Here is a 26,719-nt window from a genome sequence, read left to right on the forward strand (position 1 = left end):
CAGGCGGTCTCGACGCGAGCCGGCCTGGCCGAAATTACCCTACAGGTGTCCCTGCCCGAGGCAGTCGCGGGCGTGGTCCGTGCACGGCCCCGCATCCACCTGCACGGTCACGTGGACAATGCCGAACTGCCGCCGCAGCAGCCCGTGGATCGCCGCCACTGCATCCGCGCCGTCGCCGCCGCTCACCTGGGCATGCAGGGTGGCCATGCGCGAGCCGGAGGCGAGCTGCCACACGTGCAGGTGGTGGATGTCCCGGATGGAAGCGTCGGCCTGGTGCAGGGCCCGCTCGACCTCGGCCACGTCCAGATCCTCCGGCACGCCTTCGAGCAGGATATGCGCCGACGTGCGCAGCAACCGCCAGGCGTTGCCCAGGATCAGCAGCGACACCAGCAGCGAGAGCACCGGATCGGCCCAGTTCCAGCCCAGCCAGCGCACCGCCAGCGCGGCCAGCACCGCGCCCAGCGAGCCGAGCAGATCACCCAGCACGTGCAGGCTGGCGCTGGCCATGTTGACGTCATCGTGGGCATGGCCATGCAGGACGCGCAGCACCAGCAGGTTCACCAGCAGGCCGATCACCGCCACCACCAACATCACCCCGGACAGGATCTCGCCCGGATGCAGCAATCGGGTGACTGCTTCGTAGGCGATGAAACCGACCAGCACGAACTGGGTCAACGCGTTGACGAACCCCGCCAGCACCTCCAGCCGCCCGTAGCCGTAGCTGCGCCGGGCATCGGCCGGGCGCACGGCCAGCCGCGCGCCGATGAAAGCCAACGCGAGCGCCAGCGCATCGACCATCATGTGGCCGGCATCGGCAAGCAGCGCGAGCGAGCCGGACCACAGGCCACCGATGGCCTCGGCGACGAGCATCAGCAGGGTCAGCAGGAAAGCGAACAGCAGCTTGCGGCCCCGCGCGCCGGCATGCCCGCCCGCAGGATCGTGGTGATGGTGCGCGTGGTCGTGCGGATGACTCATCACGCCATCCTAGGAACGCCTCGGCGCGTTACACAATCACCGTGCGCCTCAATGCGCGCAGTGCGGCCCGTGTACGTGCGACAGCCTGCGATCCAGCCGCAGGTTGACGAAGTGGGCGCTCGCCAGCAGTACGCCGCCACAGGTCACCAGCACGCTGTGTACCGCGATCGGGTACTGCTCGGCGGCGGTGACGCCCAGCAACAGCAGCGTCAGCCCGGGGAACGCCAGCATCAGGGAGCTGGGCCGGCGGTGGCGGCGGTAACCGTTGACCAGGGTCAGCAGCGCCAGTGCACAGGCGAACACCACGAAGACCCGCTCGAAACGGTGGTCGGCAAGGAATTCGAGCCCAACCAGGGGCAACAGGGCCAGCACGAAAGGCAGCGCCGCACAGTGGATCGCGCACAGAAAGGAAGCGACCGCCCCGAAACGGTCGGCGTTTTGCCATGCGCGTGATGTCGGCGGTCGGGCCATCGGCGGGCTGGGTGGGAATCCGGATGCCGATGTTACATTGTAACGTCACAGCTGTCATCGGCCACGGCTTCAGGTCAACCAGTCCAACCCCGGCGCGTTCTACAATGGCTGAACGCAGGCCATACGGCCTGTACCGGACCTCCGGTTTTCCGGTGCGGCAATGTTCCCTCCCCGCCAACACCGGAAAAAGCGGGGCGCGATGCAGGACGTATCGCGCCCCGCACTCTTTTCGCGCCCCGCTCAGCCCTCGCGGCAATGCTTGCAGAGACCGTGGACCTCCAGCGTCTGCGCCTGCGGGCGGAAACCGAGCGCGCGCGCCTGCGTCTCGATCAGCTCGGCCACGCGCGGATCGCAGACCTCCTGCGCGCTGGCGCAGTTGTCGCAGATCAGGAACGGCACCTGGTGCGCCTCGGCCGGGTGGTGGCAGGACACGTAGGCGTTGACCGATTCGAGCTTGTGGATGAAACCTTGCTCGAGCAGGAAATCGAGCGCACGGTAGACCGTCGGCGGTGCCGCGTTGCCGTGCCGCTCGCGCAATCGGTCGAGCAGGTCGTATGCCTTGACCGGCTTGCCTGCCGCCGCCACCAGTCCCAGCACTTCCTTGCGCAACGGCGTCAGCCGCAGGCCACGCTCTTCGCTGGCCTGTTCGACGGCCGAGACGAAGCTGTCGGCATCTTCGATGTGGTGTGAATGGAGCTTGGCTGACATGTGGCAATGATACCGCCTGGCCCACGATGCCGTTGCGCAGGGTGGTGCCGAAACGCTGTCGCGGCTTTTGCCGACGGCGCGCCCTGCCGCCGGATCGCGCGGGCCACCCATCCACATCGGCAGCAGAAGCGCGGGGAACAATAGGCATGGTGCCCGTTCCGGGACGCCTGACTATCCGGCACCTTTCCTACATGGCATCGCTATGGCGCGCCTTACGGCGGCAACGGCGGCGGCACCTTGCGCCGCGGATGGCGCAGGACGATCAACCAGCCGATCGGGCCCAGCACGAAAGCCCAGGCGAGGCCTTCGGCCGTGCGGCCGCGCCACCAGCCCAGCAGCGCGCCGACGGCGAGGAAGATGAGGTTCCACCACAGGAGCGTGGTCCAGGGGATCTGCGCCATCAGGTTGAGGAAGATGCGCAGGAACGCATCGGGGGCGTCGGGGTCGACGCCCTCGGCGGCGCGGGCAAGGATCTCGTCCATGCCGCCGCGCCCTCAGGCTCAGCCTTGCGCGCGGGCGATGGCGGCGTCGATGCGCTCGAGCGCCTCGGCACGGCCAGCCAGGTAGATGGTGTGGTCGATCGAGGGCGAGACCTGGGTGCCGGTCATCGCCACGCGCAGCGGCTGGGCGATCTTGCCCATGCCGAGCTCCAGCCTGGCGGCGATCTGCTCGATCGCCTGGTGGATCGGCTCGGGCTTCCACGGGACATCGGCAAGCAGCGCCTTGGCTTCGTTGAGCACAGCCATTGCGCTGTCGCTTTTCAGGTGCTTGGCGACCGCCTTTTCATCCCACTCGGCGATCGGCGCGTACCAGACTTTCGCGCGCTCGGCCATTTCCTTGAGCGTGTGCACGCGGTCGCGCAATGCCACGATGACGTCGGCCGGCGCGGGCCCCTTGGACGCATCGATGCCCGCACGCGCCAGGTGCCATTCGAACTCGGGTGCGAGCGTCTGCGGATCGTCGCTCTTGAGGTAGTGCTGGTTGAGCCAGGCGAGCTTCTCGGTGTCGAAGCGCGAGGCGGCCTTGTTGACGTCGCCGATGTCGAACAGCGCGATCATTTCCTCGCGCGAGAAGATCTCCTGGTCACCGTGGGACCAGCCCAGTCGCACCAGGTAATTGAGGATCGCGTGCGGCAGGTAGCCGGCGTCGCGGTATTCCATGACACTGACCGAATTGGTGCGCTTGGAGAGCTTCTTGCCCTCCTTGTCCAGGATCATCGGCAGGTGCGCGAACTCCGGCACCGGCGCGCCGAGCGCCTGGTAGATGTTGATCTGGCGCGGGGTGTTGTTGACGTGGTCGTCGCCGCGGATCACCTCGGTGATGCCCATGTCGATGTCGTCGACCACCACGGCGAAGTTGTAGGTGGGCCAGCCATCCGAGCGGAAGATCACCAGATCGTCGAGCTCGGCGTTGGACCATTCGACACGGCCCTTGACCTTGTCCTCGAACACCACCGAACCCCCGGTCGGGTTCCGGAAGCGGATGACCCGGTTCGGGTCCTCGCGCAGCGGCTCGTTGCGGTCGCGGTAATAGCCGTTGTAGCGCGGCTTCTCGCCCTTGGCCATGGCCGCCTCGCGCATGGCCTCGATCTCTTCCTTGCTCTCGTACGCGTAGTACGCCTTGCCCTCGGCGAGCAGCCGGTCGGCCACTTCCTTGTAGCGGGCCAGGCGGTGGGTCTGGTAGATCGGCGCCTGGACGGCGGAAAGATCCAGCCACTGCATGGCATCGAGGATCGCCTGCACGGCCGCGTCGGTGGAGCGCTCGCGGTCGGTGTCCTCGATGCGCAGCAGGAACTGACCGCCGCGACGGCGCGCTTCCAGCCAGCAGTAGAGCGCCGTGCGCGCGCCGCCGATGTGGAGGAAACCGGTGGGACTGGGGGCGAAACGGGTGCGGACGGTCATGGGAATCTGCAGGTGCGAGGCCAAACGGGAGATTTTAGCCGATCCCCCGGCTTCGGGCCGATTCGCCAATGCCTGCAGGCCCTTCCGCTTCAGCCGCGGCGCCTATTGGCCGATGGCCGCGCAGCCGCGACCGTAGCAAATGAAGGTGTTGGGGTGGGTGTATCGCGAGCCCAAGGGATACGCATGATGCCTGCCCGAGGTCGGCGGGACCAGCGTCGGCCTTTCATCGATGACCACGTGCGGCAGCGGTGCCGGCTTGCCCTTCAGCACGAACTTCACCGTGATCAGCTGATGGTGACGTACCGGCTTCTGCTTGCCAGGCGGCATGTCCTTGCCAGGCGGCCTGTCATGCGTTTGCACAGGTTCCATCGGAACGGTGGCCAAGGCGGCGGCCGGCAGGGCCAACGCGAGGGCAATCAGCAGGGTTCTCACCGTGCACCTCCAGATCACTTCACGTGGATGGTAATCCTCTTCGAGACCACCGGCGGATCGAACGGCACGTGGCTGGCATCGCCCAGCTCCAGTTGCAGCGTGTGCGTACCGGGCGACAGGCGCAGCACGGTCTCGGTCTGGCCGCCACCGAAATGCTTGTGGTGTTCGTCGTTCGGGATCGGCTGGCCGGCCGGCGGCAGGTCGGTGGCGTCGACCAGCAGGTGATGGTGGCCGGTGTGGTCCCTGGCCACGCCCGCGGGCGCCACGCCCATGCCCTTCAGGCCGAAACGCACAGTCACGTCGCGATCGACGGTGGCGCCATCCTTCGGAGCGATGAAGTAGACCTCGGCCCCGGCCGGCGCCTTGCTGCCAGGCAGCGCCGGCGTCTGGGCAATGGCGGCAGCGCTAAAGGTGACGAGTGCAGCGGCGAACAGCATCCTTTTCATGAGTCGCTCTCCTCTGAGGGAGCGGTCAGTATGCCGCGCTGCCGGGGTGCCGTCATGTCGGACGCCGTGCGTGTGAAACGGGACTGGTCAGTTCCTGCGCAGCGCGTCACCCATGGCTTGCCGATCAAAGGGATAGACCACCTATCCACAGGCTTACCCCAGCCGGCTCCACAGGGGCTGTGGAAAACATGCGAAAGCGACGTTGCGAATGGGTAAAAGTTCGCCACTGCGTGCCAAGTGCCTGTTGCCAAAGCAGCCTCTTCGGCTTGTCCACAGGCTTATCCTCGAACCATCCACACTTGCTGTGGAAAACCCGCGCGACGAAAACGACGATGCCGCCTCGCGGGCGGCATCGTCCTTTTGCGCAAGCGTGCGTCCGGTCAGGCCGCGCGCGGCGCCTTCATCAGCATGCCGAACAGCTCGGCGAGCTTGTCGCGCATCTGGCGGCGGTCAACGATCAGGTCGATCGCGCCGTGCTCGAGCAGGAACTCCGAACGCTGGAAACCTTCCGGCAGCGTTTCGCGTACGGTCTGCTCGATCACGCGCGGGCCGGCAAAACCGATCAGCGCCTTCGGCTCGCCGATGTTGATGTCGCCCAGCATGGCCAGGCTGGCGGACACACCGCCGGTGGTCGGGTTGGTCATCACGCTGATGTAGGGCACGCCGGCATCGCGCATGCGCGCCAGCGCGGCCGAGGTCTTGGCCATCTGCATCAGCGAGAACAGCGCCTCCTGCATGCGCGCACCGCCGGTGGCGGAGAAGCACACCAGCGCGCTGCGTTCGGCCAGCGCGCGTTCGGCGGCGCGGGTGAACTTCTCGCCCACCACCGAGCCCATCGAACCGCCCATGTAGGCGAACTCGAACGCCACGGCGACCAGCGGACGGCCCTTCAGGCGACCGTCCAGGACCAGCAGCGCGTCCTTCTCGCCGGTTTTCTTCTGCGAGGCGACGATGCGGTCGCGGTACTTCTTGGAGTCGCGGAATTTCAGCGGATCGGTCGGCTCCAGGCTCGCCCACAGCTCCTGCGTGGAGCCCTCGTCCAGCAGCGCCAGCAGCCGCTCGCGCGCGCCGATCGGATGATGATGGGCGCACTTGGGGCAGACCATCAGGTTGCGCTCCAGCTCCGGTCGGTACAGCACGGTGCCGCAACCGCCGCACTTCTCCCACACGCCTTCGGGCACCTTGCCCTTGCCGGCCGGGGCGCTGTGCGTGCGGGCACGCGGGGTCATGATTTTCTGGAGCCAGTTCATGGGAACCTCGTCAAAAAGCTGTGTCTTGCCGCGAGCCCCGGCTCCTCACCCTGCGTCCCAGGCAGGAGCGGGGCTAAGGCGCGTCCAGGGCCGCGCGGATGGGCGCGAGAAACTCACGCGCCCGCGTGGCGATCTCGTCCGCTTCCGTGGCGCCGGCCAGGCGCTCGACCAGCGCGCTGCCGATGACTACGGCGTCGGCGAAACCGGCGATCGCTTTCGCACTCGCCGCATCGCGTACGCCGAAGCCGACCGCCACCGGCGCCTTCGCCCCGGCGCGAACCCCGGCCACCCGCGCGGCGATATCCGCCGTGCTCAGCCGGGTCGCGCCGGTGATGCCGGCGAACGACACATAGTACAGGAAGCCCTCGGCCGCCTCGCACAACTGCGCCATACGCGCGGGTGCGGTCGTGGGCGCCGCCAGCAGGATCCGGCGCAGGCCGGCGTCGCGCAGCGGCGCGAGCACGGCCGACTCCTCCAGCGGGCAATCGACCACCAGCACGCCATCGACGCCCGCCTGCACGGCCGCTTCGGCGAAGCGCGCATAGCCGTGCATCTCCAGCGGATTGAGGTAGCCCATCAGCACGACCGGCGTGTCCGCGTCGCGCTGGCGGAACTGGGCCACCCAACCCAGGACGTCGCCCAACCCGACACCCCTGGCAATCGCGCGCTCGCTGGCATGCTGGATCACCGGACCATCGGCCATCGGGTCGGAAAACGGTACACCCAGTTCGATCAGGTCGGCGCCGGCGGCCACCAACGCGTGCATCAGCGCTACGGCGTGCTCCGGCGAAGGATCGCCGGCGGTGACGAACGGAATCAGACCGGTACGGCCGGCGGCGGCGAGCGCCGCGAAGCGGCGATCGATGCGTGGGGGGCCGGGATTCGGGATTGGGGATTGGGGATTGATCATGAAGCGTCTACTCGCATGTGAAGTTGCTGGCGGTGGGAGAAACAAAGGCCATCAACAGGTCTGGAATGCCGCCATGGTGGGTCTTGCCCCCCCCAATCCCGAATCCCTGCCTCATACCTGGACTCCTTCGCGCGCGGCGATGGTGTGCACGTCCTTGTCGCCGCGGCCGGACAAATTGCACAGCACCAGCGCGTCCTTCGGATACTCACGCGCCAGCTTGATGGCCTGCGCCACCGCATGGCTCGATTCCAGTGCGGCGAGGATGCCCTCGGTGCGCGCCAGCAGGTGGAATGCCTCCAGCGCCTCGTCATCGGTGATGCCGACATACTCGGCGCGGCCGGCGTCCTTGAGGAAGGCGTGCTCGGGGCCGACGCCCGGGTAGTCCAGGCCCGCAGAGACCGAGTGCGTCTCGGTGATCTGGCCGTTGTCGTCGCACAGTACGTAGGTGCGGTTGCCGTGCAGCACGCCCGGGCGGCCGGCCGCCAGGGACGCGGCGTGATGCCCAGTGGCGATGCCCTCCCCCGCCGCCTCCGCGCCGACGATGCGCACGCCGGCGTCGTTGAGAAAGGCGTGGAACAGCCCGATCGCGTTGGAACCACCACCCACGCAGGCGGTGATCGCGTCTGGCAGGCGGCCGTACTGCGCCAGCATCTGCTCGCGCGCCTCGCGGCCGACGATGGCGTTGAAGTCGCGCACCATCTGCGGATACGGATGCGGGCCGGCTACCGTGCCGATGATGTAGAAGGTGTCGGCCACGTTGGTGACCCAGTCGCGCATGGCCTCGTTGAGCGCGTCCTTGAGAGTCTTCGACCCGGAGGTGACGGGCACCACCTCGGCGCCCAGCAACTTCATGCGGTAGACGTTGATCTTCTGCCGCTCGATGTCGACCGCCCCCATGTAGACCACGCACTGCATGCCGAAGCGCGCCGCCACCGTGGCGCTGGCCACGCCGTGCTGGCCGGCACCGGTCTCGGCGATCACGCGTCGCTTGCCCATGTGGCGCGCGACCAGCGCCTGCCCGACCGTGTTGTTGATCTTGTGTGCGCCGGTGTGGTTGAGGTCCTCGCGCTTGAGCAGGATCCGCGCACCGCCGACGTGCTGCGACAGCCGTTCGGCGTGGTAGACCGGGCTGGGGCGGCCGACGTAATGCTTCAGGTCGCGATCGAGTTCGGCCAGGAACGCAGGATCCTGGCTAAGGCGCCGGTAGGCCTCGGTCAGCTCGGCCAGCGGCGCCATCAGCGTCTCGGCCACGTAGCTGCCGCCGTAGGCGCCGAAGCGGCCGTGCTCGTCGGGCCAGCGGTGGAAGTCCTGGATGGATGACATGCGAGGTTCCCGTGCAGCCGTGGAGAGCCGTGCCCGGCTTCGGGCACGCAGGCTGCGCACGCTAGCGCAATGCGGATGACGGAAATAGCGATAAGATCGCCCCACCTGTCAGCAAAACTCACACGATGCCCGGCACCCGCGACCTGCCCCCGCTCAACGCCTTGCGTGCTTTCGAGGCGACCTCGCGGCTGGCCAGCGTCACCGCAGCGGCGAAGGAGCTGCACGTCACCCACGGCGCGGTCAGCCGGCAGATCCGCGCGCTTGAGGGCGCCCTGGGCCAGCCGCTGTTCGTCCGGCAGGGGCGCGGGTTGGCGCTGACCGCGACGGGCCAACAGCTCCGCGACAGCGCGGGCGAGGCCTTCGCGCAATTGCGCGACACCTGGGCGCGCCTGGGCCGCGCCGCCAGCGAACGGCCGCTGGTGCTCGGCTGTCCCGGCAGCCTGCTGGCGCGCTGGATGATCCCGCGGCTGGAGCGCCTGCGTCGCGATCTGCCCGAGCTGCGGTTGCACCTGAGCGCACAGGAATCGGCGTTCGAACCGGGCTTGCGGGGACTGGACGCCGCCCTGCTGCTGGCCGAGCCGCCCTGGCCAGGCGAGTGGCTCGTCCAGGAGCTGGCGCCCGAACGCATCGGCCCGGTGCTCAGCCCGCAGTGCCCGGCCGCCGCGCGGTTACAAGGCCGACCACCCGAAGCGCTGGTCGGCGAACCGCTGCTGCACACCGCCTCTCGCCCGCAGGCCTGGCCGCAATGGGCCCACGCAGCCGGCGTGGCGCCCGGGGCGCTGCGCTACGGCCAGGGTTTCGAACACCTCTACTACCTGTTGGAAGCCGCCGTCGCCGGACTGGGCGTGGCGATCGCGCCGCAGCAGCTCGTGGCCGATGACCTGGCTGCCGGCCGGCTGCGGGCGCCCTGGGGGTTCATGGACACGCCCGCCTCATGGGTCCTGGCCACGCCGCGCCGGGTGCACGACGGCCGCACCGATGCGCTGGCGGGGTGGTTGCGCGAGGCGCTGGATGACTCGGCCGGCTGAAGCCCACCCTACGGAATGCGCTGGCAGGGTGCGCTTCAGCCCACCGCCGCTTCCGACCTCAGGCCCCGCGCGCCGCCGCGATGAAGGCCCGCATCTTTTCCGCGTCCTTGATCCCCGTCGCCGATTCGATCCCGCTGGAGACGTCCACCCCCCAGGGCCGCGAGGTGCGGATCGCGTCGGCCACGTTCCCGGCGTGCAAGCCGCCGGCCAGGATCAACGGCTGCGCCAGGTTGCGCGGCATCAGCGACCAGTCGAACGCCTTGCCGCTGCCGCCGGCCTCGCCGAGGCCGTGGCCATCGAGGACCAGCCCTGCGGCTCCGGGAAATGCGCGCAACCGGGGCAGCGCCTCGTTGCCCTCGCCCATCGCGATGGCCTTGAGGTACGGGCGGCCGAACCGGGCGCACCAGTCGTCGCGCTCGGCGCCATGGAACTGCAGCAGGCCGGGTTGCACGGTGGCGATCACCTCCTCGACGAGCGATGCATCCTCGTCCATGAACAGCGCCACCGTGGTGACCATCGGCGGCAAGGCCCGCACGATGGCGCGCGCCTGGCCGATCTCCACCCGTCGGCGACTGCGCGGGGTGAAGATCAGGCCGATCGCATCGGCGCCCAGCTCGGCGGCCAGCACGGCGTCCTCGACGCGCGTCATGCCGCAGCATTTGACGCGGATCACTGGCTGACCTCCGCCGGCAGACCCCAGTGCGCCTCGTAACGGGGGCCGACGAAGGTCAGGCCGGAGGATGGCGCCGTCGGCCCGGCGACCGCGCGATCGCGCCCGGCGAGCAACTCGCCGGGCCAGGCCACGGGCTGTTGTCCACGGCCGACCGGCAGCAATGAACCGACGATGTTGCGCACCATGTGGTGCAGGAACGCATTGGCCTCGATCTCCACGATGACCTGCTCGCCCTGCCGGCGCACCGCGACCGCGAGTACGCAGCGGCGCGCATGCGCGGCCTGGCAGGACACCGCGCGGAACGCGGAGAAATCATGCTCGCCGAGCAGCGGTTGCGCCGCCGCTTGCATCGCCGCGGCATCCAGCGGATGGCGCTCCCAGGTGACGTAGCGCGCATCCAGCGCCGCGCGCACCGGACGGTTGAGGATGGTGTAGCGGTAGCGGCGGCTGCGCGCGGAAAAGCGCGCATGGAAAGTGTCGGGCACCGGCTGCGCCCACAGCACGGCCACGCTCGGGGGCAGGTTGGAGCAGGCTCCCAGCACCCAGCCGCGCATCTCGCGCTCGACGTCGGTGTCGAAGTGCACGACCTGGCAGCGGCCGTGCACGCCGGCGTCCGTGCGCCCGGCGCAGGTTACCGCGACCGGCTGCGCCGCCACGCGCGAGAGCGCCTGCTCCAGCGCGCCCTGCACGGTGGCGCCGTGGCTCAGGCGTTGCCAGCCGAGGAAATCGGTGCCGTCGTATTCGACGCCCAGGGCGATGCGCATGCGGGGAGTCCTGCGGAACAGCCGGGAAGCGTAGGGTGGGCTTCAGCCCACCGCAACCCGAACCGGGTGGAAGAGACGGCGTGCCGGGTCCGCCCTGCGCGGGCCAGACATGCGAAGGGCCGGCATGGCCGGCCCTTCGTGCGGGCGATGGAACCGCCGTCAGGACAGCGAATCGATCAAACGCTGCGCCGCGTCCTGCTGGATCTGGCTGCCCTCGTTCATCACTTCCTCGAGCATGGCGCGGGCGCCATCGGCGTCGCCCATGTCCATGTAGGCGCGGGCAAGATCCAGCTTGGTGTCGATCGGATCGTCGCTGAACTGGCCCAGCTCCTGCGGTTCGGAAACCGGGGCGGCCGGGGGCACGGAACCGGATGTCTCGCGCACGGGTTCCTCGAAGTTCCAGCTCGTCGGCGCCGTGTCGTCCCCGGGGGCAGGCTCGACGTCCCGCATCACCGTGCGGTCTTCGTCCTGGTCGAGCTCGTCGGCGTGGGCATCCATCGCCTCGCTGGTGTCCGCCGGTTCGGAGCGCGACGGGGTGAGGTCGAAGTCGAAGTGGTACTCGCTGACCTTGGCCGGCCCGGTGGCGCCCGGCTCCGGTTGCGACCCGGTGTTCTCGGCGTAGCTGTCCAGGTCGAACGAGTGCAGCGCGTCGTCCGCCTGCCCCTCTTCGTCCTCGTGCGCATCGAACGCATCCGGTGACGCGTGAGCGGTTTCGGCAAACAGCGGATGACCCGGCACCAGGTCCTCGCCCATCGCCAGCACGTCCTGCCACTCGTCCTGTTGCGGATCGACGATGTGTGCGTGCATGGCTTCGGCGGCGGCCTCGAAATGCTCCACGTCGCGCCGCGAGTAGTACAGGCTCACCAGCTCCAGGTGCAGGCCGACGTCGTCCGGATGCTCGGCCAACTGGTCGAGCAGTTCGTCCTGGTCGGGATCGGCACTGTCGGCGGCCGTATCCGGCGTGGCGCCGAAGCGATCGGCCAGCGAAGGCGTCGTCGAGACGGCCCGCGCCACCGGCTTGCGACGGCGACCCAGCAACGCGAGCAGGATCAGCAGCAGGACCGCGCCGCCCGCGGCGCCCCAGACCCACGGCTGCATGAACCACGGCTCCCCGGCAGGCGCCGGCTTGACCGGCTTGCGCACCACCGGCTTGACCGGCTTGCTGGCCGGCTTCGTTACAGCGGGCACCATGGCTGCGCTGTGCGCCGACGAAACGCTGGCCGCACTCGCCATCGACGGGGCGCTGCCGCTCGTGGCGGGCGCCACGGCCGCGGTACTCGCGGCGGCCGGTGCGGACGCCACCGGGGTGGTGGCCGAAGGCTCGCCGGCGGTCGAGGCGACGGCCGGCAGGCCGGCCTTCTTGCGCGCCTCGGCGAGCTTGTGCTGCAGCTCGGCAATCTCGTTGTCCTTGAGCGCGAGCAGGCGCGTGTTCTTGTCGTTGATGTCCTTCAGGTCTTCCAGGCGCGACTTCAGCTCGGCGCTCTGTTGCTGCAGGGTGGTCAATGCTTCCTTGCTGCGCAGCAGGTCCTGGCGCAGGGCCGCATCGCCCTTGCCGCTGCCGCCCTGTGCACCGGCGCCCTTGCCGCCCTCCTTCGCCGGTACCAGCGCGAGCCGGTCGGCGTCGGTCTTGCCGCGCGGCGAGCTGGAACTGTCCGCGCGGGTGGCCGCGTCGGCCACGGTGGTGGTCGGGCGGGCCGCCAGGGCGCGCCAGTCGCTGTTCTGCCGGCGGATCTCGGCCAGCGCCGCGGCCACGCTCATGGCCTGGGCTTCCTGGCTGGTCGGCACGCGCAGCACGGCGCCGCTCTTCAGGGCGTTGATGTTGTCCTGGTAGAAGGCGTCGGGATTGGCCTGCTTGAGGGCCAGCATCATCTGTCCCGGGTTTACCCCGGTCGGCGACACCTTGCGGGCGATGCCCGAAAGCGTCTGGCCGCGCTCGACCTGGAGCTGGCCACCGGCCGTCACGGTGCCGGCGCCAGGCCGGGTTGGCGCCGAACCGGCCGCTGCCGGACGGGTGGCGGCATGTGTGGTGCTGCCGCGCGGCGCCTGCACGGCGGGCGTCATCGGCACGGTGCCCGGCGGATCGAGCAGCACCGGGAATTCCCGCAGGCTGCGGCCTGACGAGGCATTGTCCACTTCGACCAGCAGATCGAGGTAGGGATTGTTGACCGCCACCGCGCTGGTGATGCGGATCACCTTGTGTCCACCCACGTCGACGATGCTGAACTGCAGGGGAACGTCCGGGCGCACGCCAGCCAGGCCGGCGCGAGCGAAATCTTCCGGCGAAGCCAGGCGCGCCGAGAGGTCGCGCAGCTCTGCAGGGCTTTCAATGGTGAGCGGAATTTCCGCGAGCAGCGGCTGGCCCAACGCCGACTTGACCTGGATCTGGCCCAGTTCGAGCGCGGCCGCCTGGCTGCTGCCCAGCGCCAACGCCAGCAGCATCGACAGTTTCAACGAACGATTCATCGCTTCGATTCCCCCAACGCCCGAGACGCTTCATGCTGTCGCCGCGGGCTGCGGCGACACCGGAACGCGCGTCACTTTAGTTATATGTAAGCCAATCAACAATAGCTGCGGCGACCGCTTAGCGCATATTGTTGTGGCGTGTTCTCGTTCCGGAACGGGTCAATGACCCGGGCCGCTCCCCTGTCGACGGCCGCCAATGACCTCCAGCTGACGCCTCAGCCGGCTGATGGCAAGGTCCTGTTCGGCCAGGCGCTGGTGGGCCTGGTGGCTGTGCGACTCCTGCTCGGTGAGCTGTTGCTCGAGCTGCCTGACCTCGGCGCCGCGTGCACGCAATTGCTGCTTGAGCCGCGCCCGCGTGGGCACCGCCTCTCCCGCGCCCGCGGCCTGCTCGGGACCGCCGTCGGCCCACACTGGCAGCGCGGACAGAATCAGCAGCGGTAGCGCGAGCCAGGGTTTTCGCATCAGAGATAGTCCTCGATCAGTCGCTCGGCGACCTGTACGGCGTTGAGCGCGGCGCCCTTGCGGATATTGTCGGCCACGATCCACAGGTCCAGGCCGCGTTCGTGCGAGATGTCCTCGCGGATGCGGCCCACGAACACCGGATCCTTGCCGGCGACATCGCCCACCGGGGTCGGGTAGCCGCCCGGCTTGCGCTCGTCCATGACCACCACGCCCTCGGCCTGCTCCAGCAGCGCACGGGCCTCGTCCGCGCCGATCCTGTCGCGGGTCTCCATGTGCACCGCCTCGGCGTGGCCGTAGAACACCGGCACCCGCACGGCGGTGGGGTTCACCGCGATGGAGTCGTCCTCCAGGATCTTGCGCGTTTCCCACACCATCTTCATTTCTTCTTTGGTGTAGCCGTTGGGCTGGAACTCGTCGATGTGCGGGATTACATTGAAAGCGATCTGCTTGGGGAATTTCTTGCCCGGTTCCACATCCTGGAAGCTCAGCAACGCCGCGGTCTGCCTGCCGAGCTCCTCCATGCCGCTGCGGCCGGCGCCGGAAACCGACTGGTAGGTGGCCACATTGATCCGCTCGATCCCGACCGCGCGGTGGATCGGCGCCAGCGCCACCAGCATCTGCATGGTCGAGCAGTTGGGGTTGGCGATGATGCCCCGCGCGGTGTAATCGGCGATGGCGTGCGGGTTCACCTCGGCCACCACCAGGGGAATGTCGTCCTGGTAGCGGAACTCGGAAGTGTTGTCGATCACTACCGCGCCGGCTGCCGCGGCGCGCGGGGCATGTTCGCGGCTGACCAATCCGCCGGCGGAGAAGAAGGCGATGTCCACGCCCTCGAAGTCGTAGTCGGCGAGGTTGCGCACGGTGACCTGCTTGCCGCCGAAGGCGATTTGCTCGCCGGCCGAGCGTTCGCTGGCCAGCGGCACCAGCTCGCCGACGGGGAAGTCGCGCTCGGCCAGGATCCCCAGCAGGGTCTCGCCGACCGCGCCGGTAGCGCCGACCATGGCCACCTTGTAGCTGCTCTTCTTGCTCATGGGACTGCCTGTGTCTGAAGGGTGGGGTCAGGGTGCCGGCCGTGAGGCCAACACTTCGGGATTGAGTAACGAGGGCGGCTGCCCCGCATGCTGGCCGTGGCCGAACAGCGCCAGCACGTTATCCACCGCCAGCGCGGTCATCGCGCGACGAGTGTCCCAGGTGGCGCTGGCGATGTGCGGGCTGAGGATGACATTGTCGAGCGCAAGCAAGGCCGGATGCACGTCGGGCTCGCCTTCGAACACATCCAGCGCGGCGGCGGCCAGGCGGCCTTGGGCCAGCGCGGCCGCCAGGGCCGCGTCATCCACGATCCCGCCGCGGGCGATGTTGACCAGCACCGCGGTGGGCTTCATCCGGGCCAGCTCCGCGGCGCCGATGGCGTGGCGGTTCCCGGCGCTCAGCGGCAGCGCCAACACCAGGAAATCCGACTCGGCCAGCAGCGTGGACTTGTCCACGTAGCTGGCGGCGCACCCGGCTTCGATGGATGCCGGCTGCCGCGAGCGGTTGTGATAGACCACGCGCATGCCGAAGCCCGCCGCGCGGCGGGCGACTGCCTGGCCGATGCGGCCCATGCCGAGGATGCCCAGCGTGCGCCCGCGCGTATCCAGCCCCAGCCAGTCCTTGAATCCGTTGGCGCGCCAGTGCCCTGCCCGCAGCCAGCGCTCGGCCGCACCCATGTGGCGCGCCGCGCCCAGCAGCAGCGCCCAGGTGAAGTCGGCCACGCTCTCGCTGAGCACGTCCGGCGTATGGGAGGCGGCGATGCCCCTGGCGGTGAGCGCGGCGATGTCCAGGTTGTCATAACCGACCGCGAGGTTGGCGACGATGCGCAGGCATGGCGCGTTTGCCACTTCCGCCGCCCCGATGCGCTGGTTCAGCCCCACGATGGCCGCGCCGAGCGGCGCCAGCCGGGACGCCAGTTCGGCCGGCGCGAAAACCGATTCCTCCGCCTCGGCCGTCACCTCGAAGTGCGGTTCCAGGCGGGCGACGATGTCGGGAAAGGTGGGGCGCGAGATCCACACCCGCGGCTTGCCGGTCATGGGGAATTCCGTAAACGAAGAGCTCAGGCGATGCGTGGAGCCACCGGCCCCACGTCGCCGCATTGCGCACGATGGCGCAGCGCGTGGTCCATCAGCACCAGCGCCAGCATGGCCTCGACGATGGGCGTGGCGCGGATGCCCACGCAGGGATCGTGCCGCCCCTTGGTGACGACCGCGACCGCCTCCCCCGCCAGGCTCACGCTCTGCCCCGGCACCAGGATGCTGGACGTGGGCTTGAACGCCACCGACACCGTCACCGGCTGGCCGGAGCTGATGCCGCCAAGGATGCCACCGGCGTGATTGGACGTAAAGCCGTCCAAATGCATTTCATCCCGGTGCTGCGTGCCGCGCTGGGCGACGGCCGCGAAGCCGGCCCCGATCTCCACGCCCTTGACCGCGTTGATCGACATCATGGCAGCGGCCAGGTCGCCATCGAGCTTGCCGTAGACCGGCTCGCCCCAACCCGGCGGCACCCCCTCGGCCACGGCATCGACGCGGGCACCGACCGAGTCGCCGGACTTGCGCAGCGCATGCATGTAATCCTCCAGTTCCGCCACCTGCCCCGCGTCCGGCCAGAAGAAGGGGTTCTGCTCCGCCGCCTCCCGGTCGAAGCCGCGCGGCGTCACCTCGCCGAGCTGGGCCAGGTGGCCACGCACGCGCACGTCGTGGTGCTCCGCCAGCCATTTTTTGGCGATTACCGCGGCCGCCACGCGCATGGTGGTCTCGCGCGCCGAGGCCCGGCCGCCGCCGCGCGGGTCGCGGATGCCGTATTTCTGCCAATAGGTGTAATCGGCATGACCGGGGCGGAAGGTCGCGGCGATGTCGCCATAGTCCTTGCTGCGCTGGTCGGTGTTGCGGATCAGCAGCGCGATCGGCGTACCGGTGGTACGGCCCTCGTACACGCCCGAAAGAATCTCCACCTCATCCGCCTCGTGGCGCTGCGAGGTGTGCCGGCTGCGGCCAGTGGCGCGGCGTTCCAGGTCGTGGCGGAAGTCCTCCGGCGCGATCGCCAGCCCTGGCGGACAGCCGTCGATGACACAGCCGATCGCCGGCCCGTGGCTTTCGCCGAAGGTGGTGACGGTGAAGAGCTTGCCGAAGGAATTGCTGGACATGCCGCGCGCCCGCTATGAGAAGCCAAAGCATAACGGCTCGCCGACAAGCTCTGTAGGAGCGCCCTTGGGCGCGACCGCGAACCCCACTGCCCCCAACCATCGGGATGGTGGTCGCGCCCAAGGGCGCTCCTACAAGAATGCTTAGGCCGCCTGCCACTCACGCGCAAGCATGGCGAACACCACGTCATCCACCCACTCGTCGTGCAGCCACAGGCTCTCGCGAAAATGCGCTTCCTGGCGCATGCCCAGCGCCTGCAGCAGGGCCACGCAGGCGTTGTTGCGCGGGTCGACCGAGGCGTGGATGCGGCGCCAGCCCAGCACATCGAAACCCTGCCGGAACAGCGCCTGCAGCGCCTCGCGCGCGTAGCCATTGCCCTGGTGCGCGGGCGCCAGGCTGATGCCGAACTCCACCGAATCGCCCGGTGTGGCCGGCAGGCATACGCCCAGGTCGCCGATCAGCGCGTGGCCCTCGCGCAGGCGTATCGCACGCTGGAACCACAACCCGGGCACCGGTTCGGTCTGCGCGTCGATGAAGACGCGCACCTCCCCGACGCTGCCCGGTCGCCAGCCCTGGAAGCGCGCCACCGCCGGGTCGGCACGGCAGGCGTACAGGGCGGCGGCATCGTCCGGATGCAGGCGATCGAGCTGCAGGCGGTCGGTGGTCAGTTCCATGCGGCCGCCTCCCGGGATCGTTCAGCGGCGCGCGTCGGCCGCGGCACGGATCGCCGCGGCATGCTCGACCAGGTCACGCCGCTCGAGCGCGAACACTCCCATCGGCCCGACCTTGAACTCGATCCACACGAACGGCACCCGCGGCAACAGCGCGGCCAGCGCGTGCTCGCTCTCGCCCACCTCGACGATCAGCAGGCCGTCTTCGGTCAGGTAATCGGCCGCCTGATCGAGGATGCGCAGGCAGATGTCCAGGCCGTCCTCGCCGGAAGTCAGGCCGAGCTTGGGCTCGTGGCTGTATTCGCCCGGCAGCGCGGCGTACTCGTCCTCGGTGACGTAGGGCGGATTGGAAACGATCAGGTCGTAGCGGCGGCCGTCGAGCCCGGCGAACAGGTCGGACTTGACCGCTTCCACGCGCCCCTCGACATGCTGGAAGGCGATGTTCTCGCGCGCCAGCGACAGCGCCTCGTCACTGATGTCGACAATGTCGACCCGCCAGTCGGGGTGGTACTCGGCCATGGCGATGCCGATGCAGCCCGAACCCGTGCACAGGTCCAGCGCGCGTTCGACGTGGCGGTCGTCCAGCCAGGGGGCGAAACCGGACTCGATCAATTCGGCGATCGGCGAGCGCGGCACCAGCGCGCGGCGGTCGCTCTTGAATTTCAACCCCGCGAACCAGGTTTCGCCAACCAGGTAGGCCACCGGCAATCGCTCGCTGACGCGCCGCTCGATCAGCTCCAGCACGCGCGCCCGCTCTTCGGCCGTGAGCCTGCCCGCGCCGTAGGCCGGCGGGATGTCCGGCGGCAGGTGCAGGCAGGCCAGCACCAGGTGGGTCGCCTCGTCGATCGGGTTGTCGTGGCTGTGCCCGAAGGTCAGCCCGGCGGCGGAGAAGCGGCTGGCGCCGTAGCGGATGAAGTCGATGATGGTGGCAAGTTCGGCGGTCACGGGCCTGTCCTGGCGGGTGTGGCATGGAGGATCGACGATTATCCCTTACCGCTCGCCCTGAGCGTAGCGAAGTGCGCCGGTCCGCGGTGCCGCGGCCCTCCGGCTTCGGCCCTACGGGCCTACGCCCGGGGCGAACGGGCAGGTTTGCGCCCTATACTGGCAGGATGACTTTCGCCGTCCTCGTCCAATACCTCCTCCCCCACCGCGCGCTGTCGCGGGTGGTCTACTGGGCCACGCGCTGGACCTGGCGGCCGTGGAAGAACTTCCTGATCGGCCAGATCGTGCACCGCTACAAAGTGGACATGGACGAGGCCGCGCAGCCGGATCCGTTCGCCTACCAGCACTTCAATGCGTTCTTCACCCGCAAGCTCAAGCCGCACGCGCGGCGCGAGGATGCCGACCCGACGGCGTTGATTTCCCCTGCCGACGGCCGCATCAGCCAGGCCGGGCGGATCGTCGACGGCCGCATCTTCCAGGCCAAGGGCCAGTCGTACACCGCCGCCGAACTGCTCGGCGACGACGCCGCGGCCGAGCCCTATCGCAACGGCGATTTCCTCACCATCTACCTGTCACCGCGCGACTATCACCGGGTGCACATGCCGCTGGGCGGGACGCTGCGCGAAACGGTGCACGTGCCCGGTCGCATCTTCAGCGTGGCGCCGTTCGCGGTGGAGGCGATCCCGCGGCTGTTCGCCCGCAACGAGCGCCTGGTATGCCATTTCGACGGCCCGCAGGGGCCGTTCGTGGCGGTGATGGTCGGGGCGGTGCTGGTGTCCTCGGTCGCCACCGTATGGGACGGCCTGGTGATCCCGCCCTACGCCTCGCACATCCGCAGCAAGTCGTTCGCCGGCCAGGACATCACCCTCGCCCGCTTTGCCGAAATGGCGCGCTTCAACATGGGCTCGACGGTGATCCTGCTGCTGCCGCCGGGGATGATCGAGCTGGACGAGCTCAAACCCCAGCAGACGGTGAAACTCGGCCAACGGCTCGGCCGCCGGCCGCTGCCCGTCGACTGACGCAAAGCGTCATTCTGTGACGTTTTAGGCGTACTCGACCGTTACGCATGGCTATGCTCCGCTCCGTCAAAGGCTCCGGGGAGTACCCATGCGATCGATCGTCCTTCTCATCGCGTTCGTGCGCGGCCAGCAGCTGGAACGCCAGTTCCGTCGCATCGGCAAGAACCTGGACACGCTCCCCGGCGCGGCCCGCGCGCGGCTGAGCCTGCTGACCCTGCGCGAGATCGGCCAGGCCGCGCGCAGGGAATTTCCGCATCTTTACGGCACGCCGCCGCAGCAGCGCTACCTGCCATGGGGCCGCGGCACCGCCACCGGCTTCACCCGCGCCTGCTCGGACAACCCGGAGGTGGTGCTGCGCGGCATCGCGTTGTGGCTGGCGGTGGCCTACCACGAGACCAAGGACTCGCCCTACCCCTTCGTGCGCGCCCGCCATCGGCGGTTGCTGCGCGTGGTCCGCGAGCTGAAGGAATTGCACGGCGCCGCCGGCCGCGAGCGCGAGGACGTGGTCGAGAGCTGGATGCAGCCCAGCGCCGCTGCCTGACGCAAGGGCCCGGTGGGCTGAAGCCCACCCTACGGGTTCACCTGGCTTTGGTAGGGTGGGCCTCAGCCCACCGGCCGCACTTCAGCGCTGGCAAGCCGGCAGCCGCAGCACCTGGCCTGCACGGATCCGGTGGTGCTTGATGTTGTTGATGTCGGACAGCTCGCGCACGTCCGAGCAACCCAGCTTGTGCACGATGCCCAGCAGCGTGTCGCCGCGGCGCACGGTGTAGCGCGAGTGCGGGCGCACGGTGCGGCTCGGCTTGGGCTTGACGATTTCCGGCACCACCGCCGAATGCAGGTCGCTGGCGAGGATCGGCCACGGCCCGTCGACACAGCGCGAGGCATAGGTCGCCTCCAGCGGCTTGGGCACCTGCAATTCGGTGCCGACCGGCTGCGCATCCTGCGGGTTCAGCCGCGGATTGAGATTGCGCAACGTGCGGAACCAGCCATCGTCCATGCCCTGCGCCGAGCCCAGGCAGATGGTCAGCTCCGACAGCGAAGCCGGCCGCTTGAGCGTGATGTGGCCCGGCGCACCGTCGATCTTGGGGAAATTCAGGTTGTAGCTGTCCGGATGCAGGAACAGCCACGCCGCCGCCAGCACCGCCGGCACGTATTCGCGGGTTTCCCGGGAAAGCCGGTTGTAGATCTTCGGATCGTAGAAACTCACGCCGGTGTCGCCGTCGACCAGTCGGCGCATGCGGCCCTCGCCGCCGTTGTAGGCGGCCAGCGACAGCTCGAGGTTGTCGTTGAACACCTTCAGCTGCTCGTCCATGTACTCGGCGTTGGCGCGGGTGGCCTCGGCCGGATCGAAACGCGTATCGAAGCCATGGTCGCTGTTGAGGCCGAAGCGCAACCCGGTGGCGTACATGAACTGCAGCGGGCCGGCCGCGCCGGAACGCGACACCGCATGCACCTTGCCGTGGGATTCCTTGGCCATGATGCCGAACAGCAGCGCCTCGGGCAGGTCGGCCTTCTCGTACTGCGGATACATCTCGTAGCGCATGTACTGGTAGTTGACCCAGGTATTGACCAGGTAGGAGCGCCACTGGGTCAACCACATCTCCAGAGCTGCCTTGACCGCCCCGTTCATCGCGATCAGTTCGGACAGCTTGTGCCCGCGCAGCAGCGTCACGCTGCGCTGCGCCTGCGGGAGCGCCGCGGCGCCGCCCGGCGCGCCGTCCACCGTCTGGTCGGGACCTTCCTCGCCGACCGTGTCCAGATCGTCGCCGGCGAAGAAGCTGCCGTCCTTCAGGCGCAGCAGGCGATCGAACACCGAGAAGAAGCGCTGCGGATCGCAACCGGGCGTCTGGCCACAGCGCGCCGCGGACTGCTTGAGGCTGTCCAGCGCGTCCTTCAGGGTCTGCTCCGAGGCCTGGTCGTCGCCCTCACGCGCCTGTTGCAGCGCGGTCTCGTAGCCTTTGCTGGCCTGGTCGAGCTGGTCGTAGAGCGTGTTGACCGGCGTGTTCGTGCGGTTGGCGCCGCCGGTGGCGCAGGCGGTCAGCAGGACGAGCCCGGCAGCCAGCGGCACCAGGCGGAAACGATGGGCAAGAGTAGACAACGGCATGACGAAACTTTGACGACGGGAATACATTCACCATAACGCATGCAGCCGCGATGCCGAAACCGCAGAGCCCGCCAGAACACGCGAACTGCGACCTGGATCGGCCCGGCTACAATCCGCCGTCCGAGCCATGGAAGCACGCCAGATGTCCCAGATCCTGATCGGCCGCAACGACACCGCCGAGGTGAGCCTGGAATCACGCTACGGCAACCGCCACGGCATGGTTGCCGGTGCCACCGGCACCGGCAAATCCGTCTCGCTGATGGTGCTGGCCGAAGGTTTCTCGCGGCTGGGCGTGCCCTGCGTGCTGGCCGACGTGAAGGGCGACCTGGCTGGCCTGGCGTTGCCGGCGAGCGAGCCCGGCGACAAGCTCCAGGCGCGCCTGTCCAGGCTCGGCCTCACGGACTGGCAGCCGCAGGCCAACCCCGTGGTGTTCTGGGATCTCTACGGCAAGCACGGGCACCCGCTGCGCACTACCGTCAGCGAAATGGGGCCTGCCCTCCTCGGCCGCGTACTGCAGCTCAGCGACACCCAACAGGGCGTACTGGAGGTCATATTCAAGGTCGCCGACGACCAGGGCTGGCTGCTGTTGGACCTGACCGACCTGCGCGCGCTGCTTTCCTTCGCGGCGGAAAACGCCCGCGACATCTCCGGCCACTACGGCCTGATCGGCAACACCAGCATCGCCGCCATCCAGCGCTCGCTGCTGGCGCTGGAGCAGGCCGGCGGCGAAGGCTTCTTCGGCGAGCCGGCACTGGAACTGACTGACCTGCTGCGCCAGGACATGAGCGGGCGCGGCGTGATCAACGTGCTGGCGGCCGACCAGTTGGTCCTCGAACCCAAGCTCTACGCCGCCTTCCTGCTGTGGCTGCTGTCGGAGCTGTTCGAGCAGTTGCCGGAAGTGGGCGACCAGGAGCTGCCCAGACTGGTGTTCTTCTTCGACGAGGCGCACCTGCTGTTCGACGACTGCCCGCCGGCGCTGCGCCAACGGGTGGAGCAGGTGGTGCGGCTGATCCGCTCCAAGGGCGTGGGCGTGTACTTCTGCTCGCAGAACCCGGACGACGTGCCTGAGGACATCCTCGGCCAGCTCGGCAACCGCATCCAGCACGCGCTGCGCGCGTTTACTCCACGCGACCAGAAAGCCGTGCGCGCCGCCGCCGAAACCTTCGCGCCCAATCCGAAGCTGGACGTGACCGCAGCGATCGGCCAGCTCGGCGTGGGCGAGGCGCTCGCCTCGACGTTGCGCGAAGGCGGCGTGCCCAGCCCGGTCGAGCGCGTGCTGGTCACCACGCCGCGCTGTCGCATCGGGGCCATCACCGAAGCCGAGCGCACCGCGGTACGCCAGCGCTCGCCCGTCGGCGGCAAATACGACACGCCGGTCAACCGCGAGTCCGCGGCGGAAATGCTCGCCCGCCGCGCCGATGCCAAGGCCGCCGACGCGAGCGTGGTCGCCGCCGATCCGCCGCCGACCCCGGCGGACGACAACGCCTGGGGCGGCGCCGTGCACGATGCCGTGTTCGGCACCAGGCGCCGGCAGGGCATGATCGAAACCATGGGCAAGCAGGTGGTGCGCACCATGGGCAGCCAGATCGGCCGCCAGATCCTGCGCGGCGTGCTCGGCGGCCTGTTCGGCGGACGGCGTCGATGAGCCGCTGGCGCCCGCCCGCCCCCTCCTCCACCGCCATCGTCACGCGGGAGGGTTTCGAAAGGCTCAAGGCGGAGCTGGACCATCTCTGGCACACATTGCGCCCGGAGGTGGTCAAGGCGCTGGCCGCCGCCGCAGCCGAAGGCGACCGCTCGGAAAACGCCGAGTACACCTATCGCAAGAAACAGCTCGGGGAGATCGACCGCCGCGTGCGCTACCTCAGCAAGCGCATTCCGCTGTTGAAGGTGGCCGAGGGCATGCCGGCCGACCGTCAAACGGTGTTCTTTGGCGCCAGCGTGGAACTGGAGAATGTCGATAGCGGCCAGTCCGTGCGCTACCGCGTCGTCGGCCCCGACGAGACCGACGCGAAGCGTGGCTGGATCAGCGTCGACTCGCCGCTGGCCCGCGCGCTGCTCAAGAAGAAAGTCGATGACGAGTTCGAGGCCGAGCTTCCGGCCGGACGCACACGCTTTGCCGTGGTCGCGGTGGACTACGCGCCCACGCCCTGACTGAGCCGCATCGAATCGGTCACAGGTCCGGCTGCGAACCCAACGCCGCCAGTTCCTGGCCCACGTACACGACCAGGAACAGGCCCAGCAGCACCAGGATCGCCGCCAGCAGCTTCTCGCCGACCGGGCCGGAATAGTCCTCCATCCGCTCGTGCGCGATGTCGCGACGGTTGCGCAGGAAGCGCGCCGAGGCAAGCAGGATGATCAGCGCACCGAACACGATCAGCAGCAGCCCGACCCACTCGGTCAGGCGCAGATGCATGTGCAGCTTGTGCGCGGCGCGGGACGCATCCTGCGAGGCGTAAGTGAGGAACAGGTCGAACCGCTCGACCAGGAAGCCGAACGCCATCACGGCGATCGCGGTTCGCACCCAGGCGAGATACGTGCGCTCGTTGGCGGCGTGGTCGTTGAAGCGGGGGATCACGCGGGACTCCACGGTGCGCCACGGGAGCGCCACTGTGCGGCGGGCGGCGTCAAGGCGTCGTGGGGTGGGGAGATCGCGCTGCGCCTACATCACGAGCGGCGCCGGATAACACCGCCCCGCACGCAGCGGCCGATAGCATTCCGTCTCCCGGTGAAACGCCTCGCCTTCGTTTTCTTCGTGCCAACCCGGCAAGCCCGACAGAGGCAGTGGCCGCAGCTCCTGCGGATCACGCAGCAGATGCCCGGCGGCAATGGCTTCGGCCACGCGGGCGTAGGCCGCGTCGATGCCGCTTCTGCCCACTACGGCGATCGCCTTTCCGACCAACAGCCGGCCCGGCGTCAGCGCGTGCTCGAGCAGGGCGTGGCCGAACACCGCCAGTTCCAGCGAGCCGTCCAGCCAGGCCGCGCGCTGGCGCCAGAACAACCCGTGCCAGTCATGGGCGTCCCACGGTGCCAGCAATGCCGGGTCACGCAGCAGCAGGATCACGCCGGCCTCGTCGAAATGCGTGAGCGCGCACTGCGGACGGCTGCGCCGCTTCGGTCCCACCTGCGCGATTTCGGCCACCTGCTGCGCGTTGAGCGCGCGCTTGAGCGGCGCATGGCGCAGCCAGACCAGCGCGTTGAACAGGTCGTGCCAGTTGCGATCCCGGGTGGCGATGGCGCCGGCTTCCGCGATGCGCTGTTCGTAGTGGCGGCCATCGGCCAGCAGCATCGGCGTCTGCGCCGCGAAGCGCTCATGCGCACCCGCGGGCCAATGCGCGTTGAGCGCGTCGAGCGAAGGCCAGTCCGGCCCGTGCAACAGGTCGGCGTAGGCATTCCATCCGGCCAGCGGCAGCCGTTCGAATACAGCCGCGTCGACCGCCCCGCGCGCCGGCGCGACGTAACGCATGGACAGTTACACGACCTTGAGCAGCGGCTGCGCCAGGCGCGCGTGCAGGTCGTGCTCGTCCGCGCCTTCGACCACCACCTGCACGAACTGGCCGGGCTTGAGCGCCTGCCCGTCGGCGATGTGGACCACGCCGTCGATCTCCGGCGCGTCGGCCGCCGAGCGCGCCACCGCGCCCTCGGTGCCGGCCTGGTCGACCAGCACGGTCAGCGTGCGGCCAAGCTTGCGCTGCAGCTTGGCGGCAGAGATCTCCGCCTGCACCGCCATGAAGCGCTCGAGCCGGTCTTCCTTCAGCTCCTCGGAGACCGGATCGGGCAGCTCGTTGGCACGTGCGCCCTCCACCGGCGAGAACGCGAAGGCGCCGACGCGGTCGAGCTCGGCCTCGCGCAGGAAGTCGAGCAGTTCCTCGAACTCGGCGTCTGTCTCGCCCGGGAAGCCGACGATGAAGGTGCTGCGCAGCGTGATGTCCGGCACCGCCGCGCGCCAAGCGCGGATGCGCTCGAGTGTGCGGTCGATGTTGCCCGGCCGCTTCATCAGCTTGAGGATTCGCGGGCTGGCGTGCTGGAACGGGATGTCCAGGTACGGAACGATCTTGCCCTCCGCCATCAGCGGCATCACCTCGTCCACGTGCGGGTACGGGTAGACGTAATGCAGGCGCGTCCATACGCCCAGTTCGGACAGGCCCTGGCACAGCTCGGTCATGCGTGTGCGGTAAGCCTTGCCGCGCCACTCGCGTTCGGCGTACTTCAGATCCACGCCGTAGGCGCTGGTGTCCTGCGAGATCACCAGCAGCTCCTTGACGCCGCCCTTGACCAGCCGCTCGGCCTCGGCCAGCACCTGGTCGACCGGCCGCGAGACCAGGTCGCCGCGCATCGAGGGGATGATGCAGAAGCTGCAACGGTGATTGCAGCCCTCGGAAATTTTCAGGTACGCGTAGTGCTTCGGGGTCAGCTTGATGCCGGTGTCCGGCACCAGGTCGAGCAATCGGTTTCGCTGTGGTGGCAAGGCCGTATGCACGGCGCCCATCACGCTGGCGTAGTCCTGCGGGCCGCTGATCGAAAGCACTTCCGGATAGGCCTCGCGGATCAGCTCAGAGCGCTTGCCCAGGCAGCCGGTCACGATCACCTTGCCGTTCTCGTGCAGCGCCTCGCCGATGGCGTCCAACGATTCCTGCACCGCCGCATCGATGAAGCCGCAAGTATTGACCACCACCGCATCGGCCGCCTGGTAGCTGGGCACGATCTCGTACCCCTCGACCTTCAGCTGGGTGAGGATGCGTTCGGAATCGACCAGCGCCTTGGGACAGCCAAGGCTGACGAAGCCGATCTTGGGGGAAGCCTGCGACATGGGTGGTACCGGGAAGCGCCAGGTAAACGCCTAATTATAGAGGAACGAAGGGTCGGGCAGCATGCGACCGTAATCACATGGACTCGCCCCCGCGCACTTAGGCGTCATGGCGCCAGCGGTGAGATAACGCTTTCACCGTCACATGCGGAGGGCGAGTCATGAGCAAGATTACGACCATTGCAATCGATCTGGCC

Annotated in this window: 28 protein-coding genes; 5 read left to right on the forward strand and 23 right to left on the reverse strand. The window is 68.8% G+C overall.

The window, feature by feature from the left end; all coding sequences use genetic code 11:
- Positions 1-39: 39 nt before the first annotated feature.
- The 10 genes from OSC30_RS13660 to trpB all read right to left on the reverse strand — a co-directional run bounded on the left by OSC30_RS13660 (position 40) and on the right by trpB (position 8,416).
- Positions 40-975, reverse strand: coding sequence for a cation diffusion facilitator family transporter (locus OSC30_RS13660; protein WP_267172419.1), 936 nt, complete (start codon positions 973-975; stop codon positions 40-42).
- A 48-nt stretch (positions 976-1,023) separates the two neighbouring features.
- Positions 1,024-1,446: a MerC domain-containing protein gene (locus OSC30_RS13665; RefSeq protein WP_267172420.1), complete on the reverse strand. Its 423-nt coding sequence runs from the start codon at positions 1,444-1,446 to the stop codon at positions 1,024-1,026.
- Between the two features lie 240 nt (positions 1,447-1,686).
- Positions 1,687-2,154 carry a transcriptional repressor gene (locus tag OSC30_RS13670; protein WP_267172421.1) on the reverse strand — a complete coding sequence of 156 codons (468 nt, stop codon included), beginning with the start codon at positions 2,152-2,154 and terminating at the stop codon, positions 1,687-1,689.
- Positions 2,155-2,366: 212 nt separating this feature from the next.
- Positions 2,367-2,636, reverse strand: coding sequence for a hypothetical protein (locus OSC30_RS13675; protein ID WP_267172422.1), 270 nt, complete (start codon positions 2,634-2,636; stop codon positions 2,367-2,369).
- Between the two features lie 18 nt (positions 2,637-2,654).
- A complete protein-coding gene (gene gltX, locus OSC30_RS13680) occupies positions 2,655-4,055 on the reverse strand; it encodes a glutamate--tRNA ligase (RefSeq protein WP_267172423.1) in 1,401 nt (466 codons plus the stop codon).
- 102 nt (positions 4,056-4,157) lie between these two features.
- Positions 4,158-4,487, reverse strand: a complete 330-nt coding sequence (locus OSC30_RS13685; RefSeq protein WP_267172424.1) for a hypothetical protein — start codon at positions 4,485-4,487, stop codon at positions 4,158-4,160.
- Between the two features lie 14 nt (positions 4,488-4,501).
- Positions 4,502-4,933 carry a DUF4399 domain-containing protein gene (locus OSC30_RS13690; RefSeq protein WP_267172425.1) on the reverse strand — a complete coding sequence of 144 codons (432 nt, stop codon included), beginning with the start codon at positions 4,931-4,933 and terminating at the stop codon, positions 4,502-4,504.
- A 380-nt stretch (positions 4,934-5,313) separates the two neighbouring features.
- Complete coding sequence (accD, locus tag OSC30_RS13695) at positions 5,314-6,183, reverse strand: acetyl-CoA carboxylase, carboxyltransferase subunit beta (RefSeq protein WP_267172426.1); 870 nt, start codon at positions 6,181-6,183, stop codon at positions 5,314-5,316.
- A 73-nt stretch (positions 6,184-6,256) separates the two neighbouring features.
- Entirely contained in the window at positions 6,257-7,093 is an 837-nt protein-coding gene (gene trpA / locus OSC30_RS13700; protein ID WP_267172427.1) for a tryptophan synthase subunit alpha, read from the reverse strand.
- 111 nt (positions 7,094-7,204) lie between these two features.
- A complete protein-coding gene (gene trpB, locus OSC30_RS13705) occupies positions 7,205-8,416 on the reverse strand; it encodes a tryptophan synthase subunit beta (RefSeq protein WP_267172428.1) in 1,212 nt (403 codons plus the stop codon).
- 125 nt (positions 8,417-8,541) lie between these two features.
- Between trpB and OSC30_RS13710 the strand changes: the two genes are divergently transcribed.
- Positions 8,542-9,444 carry a LysR family transcriptional regulator gene (locus OSC30_RS13710; protein ID WP_267172429.1) on the forward strand — a complete coding sequence of 301 codons (903 nt, stop codon included), beginning with the start codon at positions 8,542-8,544 and terminating at the stop codon, positions 9,442-9,444.
- A gap of 58 nt (positions 9,445-9,502) precedes the next feature.
- On the opposite strand, the gene OSC30_RS13715 is transcribed toward OSC30_RS13710, so the two are convergent.
- The 9 genes from OSC30_RS13715 to prmB all read right to left on the reverse strand — a co-directional run bounded on the left by OSC30_RS13715 (position 9,503) and on the right by prmB (position 18,598).
- Positions 9,503-10,117, reverse strand: coding sequence for a phosphoribosylanthranilate isomerase (locus OSC30_RS13715; protein ID WP_267172430.1), 615 nt, complete (start codon positions 10,115-10,117; stop codon positions 9,503-9,505).
- Positions 10,114-10,881: a tRNA pseudouridine(38-40) synthase TruA gene (truA, locus tag OSC30_RS13720; RefSeq protein ID WP_267172431.1), complete on the reverse strand. Its 768-nt coding sequence runs from the start codon at positions 10,879-10,881 to the stop codon at positions 10,114-10,116. The genes OSC30_RS13715 and truA overlap by 4 nt, the downstream gene beginning before the upstream one ends.
- Before the next feature lie 159 nt (positions 10,882-11,040).
- Positions 11,041-13,344, reverse strand: coding sequence for a motility hub landmark protein FimV (locus tag OSC30_RS13725; RefSeq protein WP_267172432.1), 2,304 nt, complete (start codon positions 13,342-13,344; stop codon positions 11,041-11,043).
- Positions 13,345-13,503: 159 nt separating this feature from the next.
- Positions 13,504-13,806: a hypothetical protein gene (locus tag OSC30_RS13730; RefSeq protein ID WP_267172433.1), complete on the reverse strand. Its 303-nt coding sequence runs from the start codon at positions 13,804-13,806 to the stop codon at positions 13,504-13,506.
- Positions 13,806-14,837: an aspartate-semialdehyde dehydrogenase gene (locus OSC30_RS13735; protein WP_267172434.1), complete on the reverse strand. Its 1,032-nt coding sequence runs from the start codon at positions 14,835-14,837 to the stop codon at positions 13,806-13,808. The genes OSC30_RS13730 and OSC30_RS13735 overlap by 1 nt, the downstream gene beginning before the upstream one ends.
- A 27-nt stretch (positions 14,838-14,864) precedes the next feature.
- Positions 14,865-15,872: a 2-hydroxyacid dehydrogenase gene (locus OSC30_RS13740; protein WP_267172435.1), complete on the reverse strand. Its 1,008-nt coding sequence runs from the start codon at positions 15,870-15,872 to the stop codon at positions 14,865-14,867.
- Between the two features lie 23 nt (positions 15,873-15,895).
- Positions 15,896-16,984, reverse strand: a complete 1,089-nt coding sequence (aroC, locus tag OSC30_RS13745) for a chorismate synthase (protein ID WP_267172436.1) — start codon at positions 16,982-16,984, stop codon at positions 15,896-15,898.
- A gap of 141 nt (positions 16,985-17,125) precedes the next feature.
- Positions 17,126-17,656 (reverse strand): GNAT family N-acetyltransferase, encoded by a 531-nt coding sequence (locus OSC30_RS13750; RefSeq protein ID WP_267172437.1) that lies wholly within the window; start codon positions 17,654-17,656, stop codon positions 17,126-17,128.
- Positions 17,657-17,677: 21 nt separating this feature from the next.
- Positions 17,678-18,598, reverse strand: a complete 921-nt coding sequence (gene prmB, locus OSC30_RS13755) for a 50S ribosomal protein L3 N(5)-glutamine methyltransferase (RefSeq protein WP_267172438.1) — start codon at positions 18,596-18,598, stop codon at positions 17,678-17,680.
- Positions 18,599-18,762: 164 nt separating this feature from the next.
- Between prmB and asd the strand changes: the two genes are divergently transcribed.
- Positions 18,763-19,614, forward strand: a complete 852-nt coding sequence (gene asd, locus OSC30_RS13760) for an archaetidylserine decarboxylase (RefSeq protein ID WP_267172439.1) — start codon at positions 18,763-18,765, stop codon at positions 19,612-19,614.
- A gap of 88 nt (positions 19,615-19,702) precedes the next feature.
- Positions 19,703-20,155 carry a hypothetical protein gene (locus OSC30_RS13765; RefSeq protein WP_267172440.1) on the forward strand — a complete coding sequence of 151 codons (453 nt, stop codon included), beginning with the start codon at positions 19,703-19,705 and terminating at the stop codon, positions 20,153-20,155.
- 81 nt (positions 20,156-20,236) lie between these two features.
- On the opposite strand, the gene OSC30_RS13770 is transcribed toward OSC30_RS13765, so the two are convergent.
- Positions 20,237-21,718 carry a lytic transglycosylase domain-containing protein gene (locus OSC30_RS13770; RefSeq protein WP_267172441.1) on the reverse strand — a complete coding sequence of 494 codons (1,482 nt, stop codon included), beginning with the start codon at positions 21,716-21,718 and terminating at the stop codon, positions 20,237-20,239.
- A gap of 142 nt (positions 21,719-21,860) precedes the next feature.
- On the opposite strand from OSC30_RS13770, the gene OSC30_RS13775 reads away from it, so the two are divergent.
- Entirely contained in the window at positions 21,861-23,363 is a 1,503-nt protein-coding gene (locus OSC30_RS13775; protein WP_267172442.1) for a helicase HerA-like domain-containing protein, read from the forward strand.
- Positions 23,360-23,869, forward strand: coding sequence for a transcription elongation factor GreB (greB, locus tag OSC30_RS13780; RefSeq protein ID WP_267172443.1), 510 nt, complete (start codon positions 23,360-23,362; stop codon positions 23,867-23,869). The genes OSC30_RS13775 and greB overlap by 4 nt, the downstream gene beginning before the upstream one ends.
- A 19-nt stretch (positions 23,870-23,888) precedes the next feature.
- On the opposite strand, the gene OSC30_RS13785 is transcribed toward greB, so the two are convergent.
- The 3 genes from OSC30_RS13785 to rimO all read right to left on the reverse strand — a co-directional run bounded on the left by OSC30_RS13785 (position 23,889) and on the right by rimO (position 26,525).
- A complete protein-coding gene (locus OSC30_RS13785) occupies positions 23,889-24,293 on the reverse strand; it encodes a YidH family protein (RefSeq protein WP_267172444.1) in 405 nt (134 codons plus the stop codon).
- An 84-nt stretch (positions 24,294-24,377) separates the two neighbouring features.
- Positions 24,378-25,181, reverse strand: coding sequence for a DUF3025 domain-containing protein (locus OSC30_RS13790; protein ID WP_267172445.1), 804 nt, complete (start codon positions 25,179-25,181; stop codon positions 24,378-24,380).
- Between the two features lie 6 nt (positions 25,182-25,187).
- Positions 25,188-26,525: a 30S ribosomal protein S12 methylthiotransferase RimO gene (gene rimO / locus OSC30_RS13795; RefSeq protein ID WP_267172446.1), complete on the reverse strand. Its 1,338-nt coding sequence runs from the start codon at positions 26,523-26,525 to the stop codon at positions 25,188-25,190.
- Between the last annotated feature and the right edge of the window lie 194 nt (positions 26,526-26,719).

Source organism: Frateuria hangzhouensis (genome assembly GCF_026410505.1).
Lineage (GTDB): Bacteria > Pseudomonadota > Gammaproteobacteria > Xanthomonadales > Rhodanobacteraceae > Frateuria_A > Frateuria_A hangzhouensis.

Excerpts from the sequence above, each read along its gene's own strand:
- OSC30_RS13660 (WP_267172419.1), bottom strand. The coding sequence starts at position 975 with ATGAGTCATCCGCACGACCACGCGCACCATCACCACGATCCTGCGGGC.
- OSC30_RS13665 (WP_267172420.1), bottom strand. The coding sequence starts at position 1,446 with ATGGCCCGACCGCCGACATCACGCGCATGGCAAAACGCCGACCGTTTC.
- OSC30_RS13670 (WP_267172421.1), bottom strand. The coding sequence starts at position 2,154 with ATGTCAGCCAAGCTCCATTCACACCACATCGAAGATGCCGACAGCTTC.
- OSC30_RS13675 (WP_267172422.1), bottom strand. The coding sequence starts at position 2,636 with ATGGACGAGATCCTTGCCCGCGCCGCCGAGGGCGTCGACCCCGACGCC.
- gltX (WP_267172423.1), bottom strand. The coding sequence starts at position 4,055 with ATGACCGTCCGCACCCGTTTCGCCCCCAGTCCCACCGGTTTCCTCCAC.
- OSC30_RS13690 (WP_267172425.1), bottom strand. The coding sequence starts at position 4,933 with ATGAAAAGGATGCTGTTCGCCGCTGCACTCGTCACCTTTAGCGCTGCC.
- accD (WP_267172426.1), bottom strand. The coding sequence starts at position 6,183 with ATGAACTGGCTCCAGAAAATCATGACCCCGCGTGCCCGCACGCACAGC.
- trpA (WP_267172427.1), bottom strand. The coding sequence starts at position 7,093 with ATGATCAATCCCCAATCCCCAATCCCGAATCCCGGCCCCCCACGCATC.
- trpB (WP_267172428.1), bottom strand. The coding sequence starts at position 8,416 with ATGTCATCCATCCAGGACTTCCACCGCTGGCCCGACGAGCACGGCCGC.
- OSC30_RS13710 (WP_267172429.1), top strand. The coding sequence starts at position 8,542 with ATGCCCGGCACCCGCGACCTGCCCCCGCTCAACGCCTTGCGTGCTTTC.
- truA (WP_267172431.1), bottom strand. The coding sequence starts at position 10,881 with ATGCGCATCGCCCTGGGCGTCGAATACGACGGCACCGATTTCCTCGGC.
- OSC30_RS13725 (WP_267172432.1), bottom strand. The coding sequence starts at position 13,344 with ATGAATCGTTCGTTGAAACTGTCGATGCTGCTGGCGTTGGCGCTGGGC.
- OSC30_RS13730 (WP_267172433.1), bottom strand. The coding sequence starts at position 13,806 with ATGCGAAAACCCTGGCTCGCGCTACCGCTGCTGATTCTGTCCGCGCTG.
- OSC30_RS13735 (WP_267172434.1), bottom strand. The coding sequence starts at position 14,837 with ATGAGCAAGAAGAGCAGCTACAAGGTGGCCATGGTCGGCGCTACCGGC.
- OSC30_RS13740 (WP_267172435.1), bottom strand. The coding sequence starts at position 15,872 with ATGACCGGCAAGCCGCGGGTGTGGATCTCGCGCCCCACCTTTCCCGAC.
- aroC (WP_267172436.1), bottom strand. The coding sequence starts at position 16,984 with ATGTCCAGCAATTCCTTCGGCAAGCTCTTCACCGTCACCACCTTCGGC.
- OSC30_RS13750 (WP_267172437.1), bottom strand. The coding sequence starts at position 17,656 with ATGGAACTGACCACCGACCGCCTGCAGCTCGATCGCCTGCATCCGGAC.
- asd (WP_267172439.1), top strand. The coding sequence starts at position 18,763 with ATGACTTTCGCCGTCCTCGTCCAATACCTCCTCCCCCACCGCGCGCTG.
- OSC30_RS13765 (WP_267172440.1), top strand. The coding sequence starts at position 19,703 with ATGCGATCGATCGTCCTTCTCATCGCGTTCGTGCGCGGCCAGCAGCTG.
- OSC30_RS13770 (WP_267172441.1), bottom strand. The coding sequence starts at position 21,718 with ATGCCGTTGTCTACTCTTGCCCATCGTTTCCGCCTGGTGCCGCTGGCT.
- OSC30_RS13775 (WP_267172442.1), top strand. The coding sequence starts at position 21,861 with ATGTCCCAGATCCTGATCGGCCGCAACGACACCGCCGAGGTGAGCCTG.
- greB (WP_267172443.1), top strand. The coding sequence starts at position 23,360 with ATGAGCCGCTGGCGCCCGCCCGCCCCCTCCTCCACCGCCATCGTCACG.
- OSC30_RS13790 (WP_267172445.1), bottom strand. The coding sequence starts at position 25,181 with ATGCGTTACGTCGCGCCGGCGCGCGGGGCGGTCGACGCGGCTGTATTC.
- rimO (WP_267172446.1), bottom strand. The coding sequence starts at position 26,525 with ATGTCGCAGGCTTCCCCCAAGATCGGCTTCGTCAGCCTTGGCTGTCCC.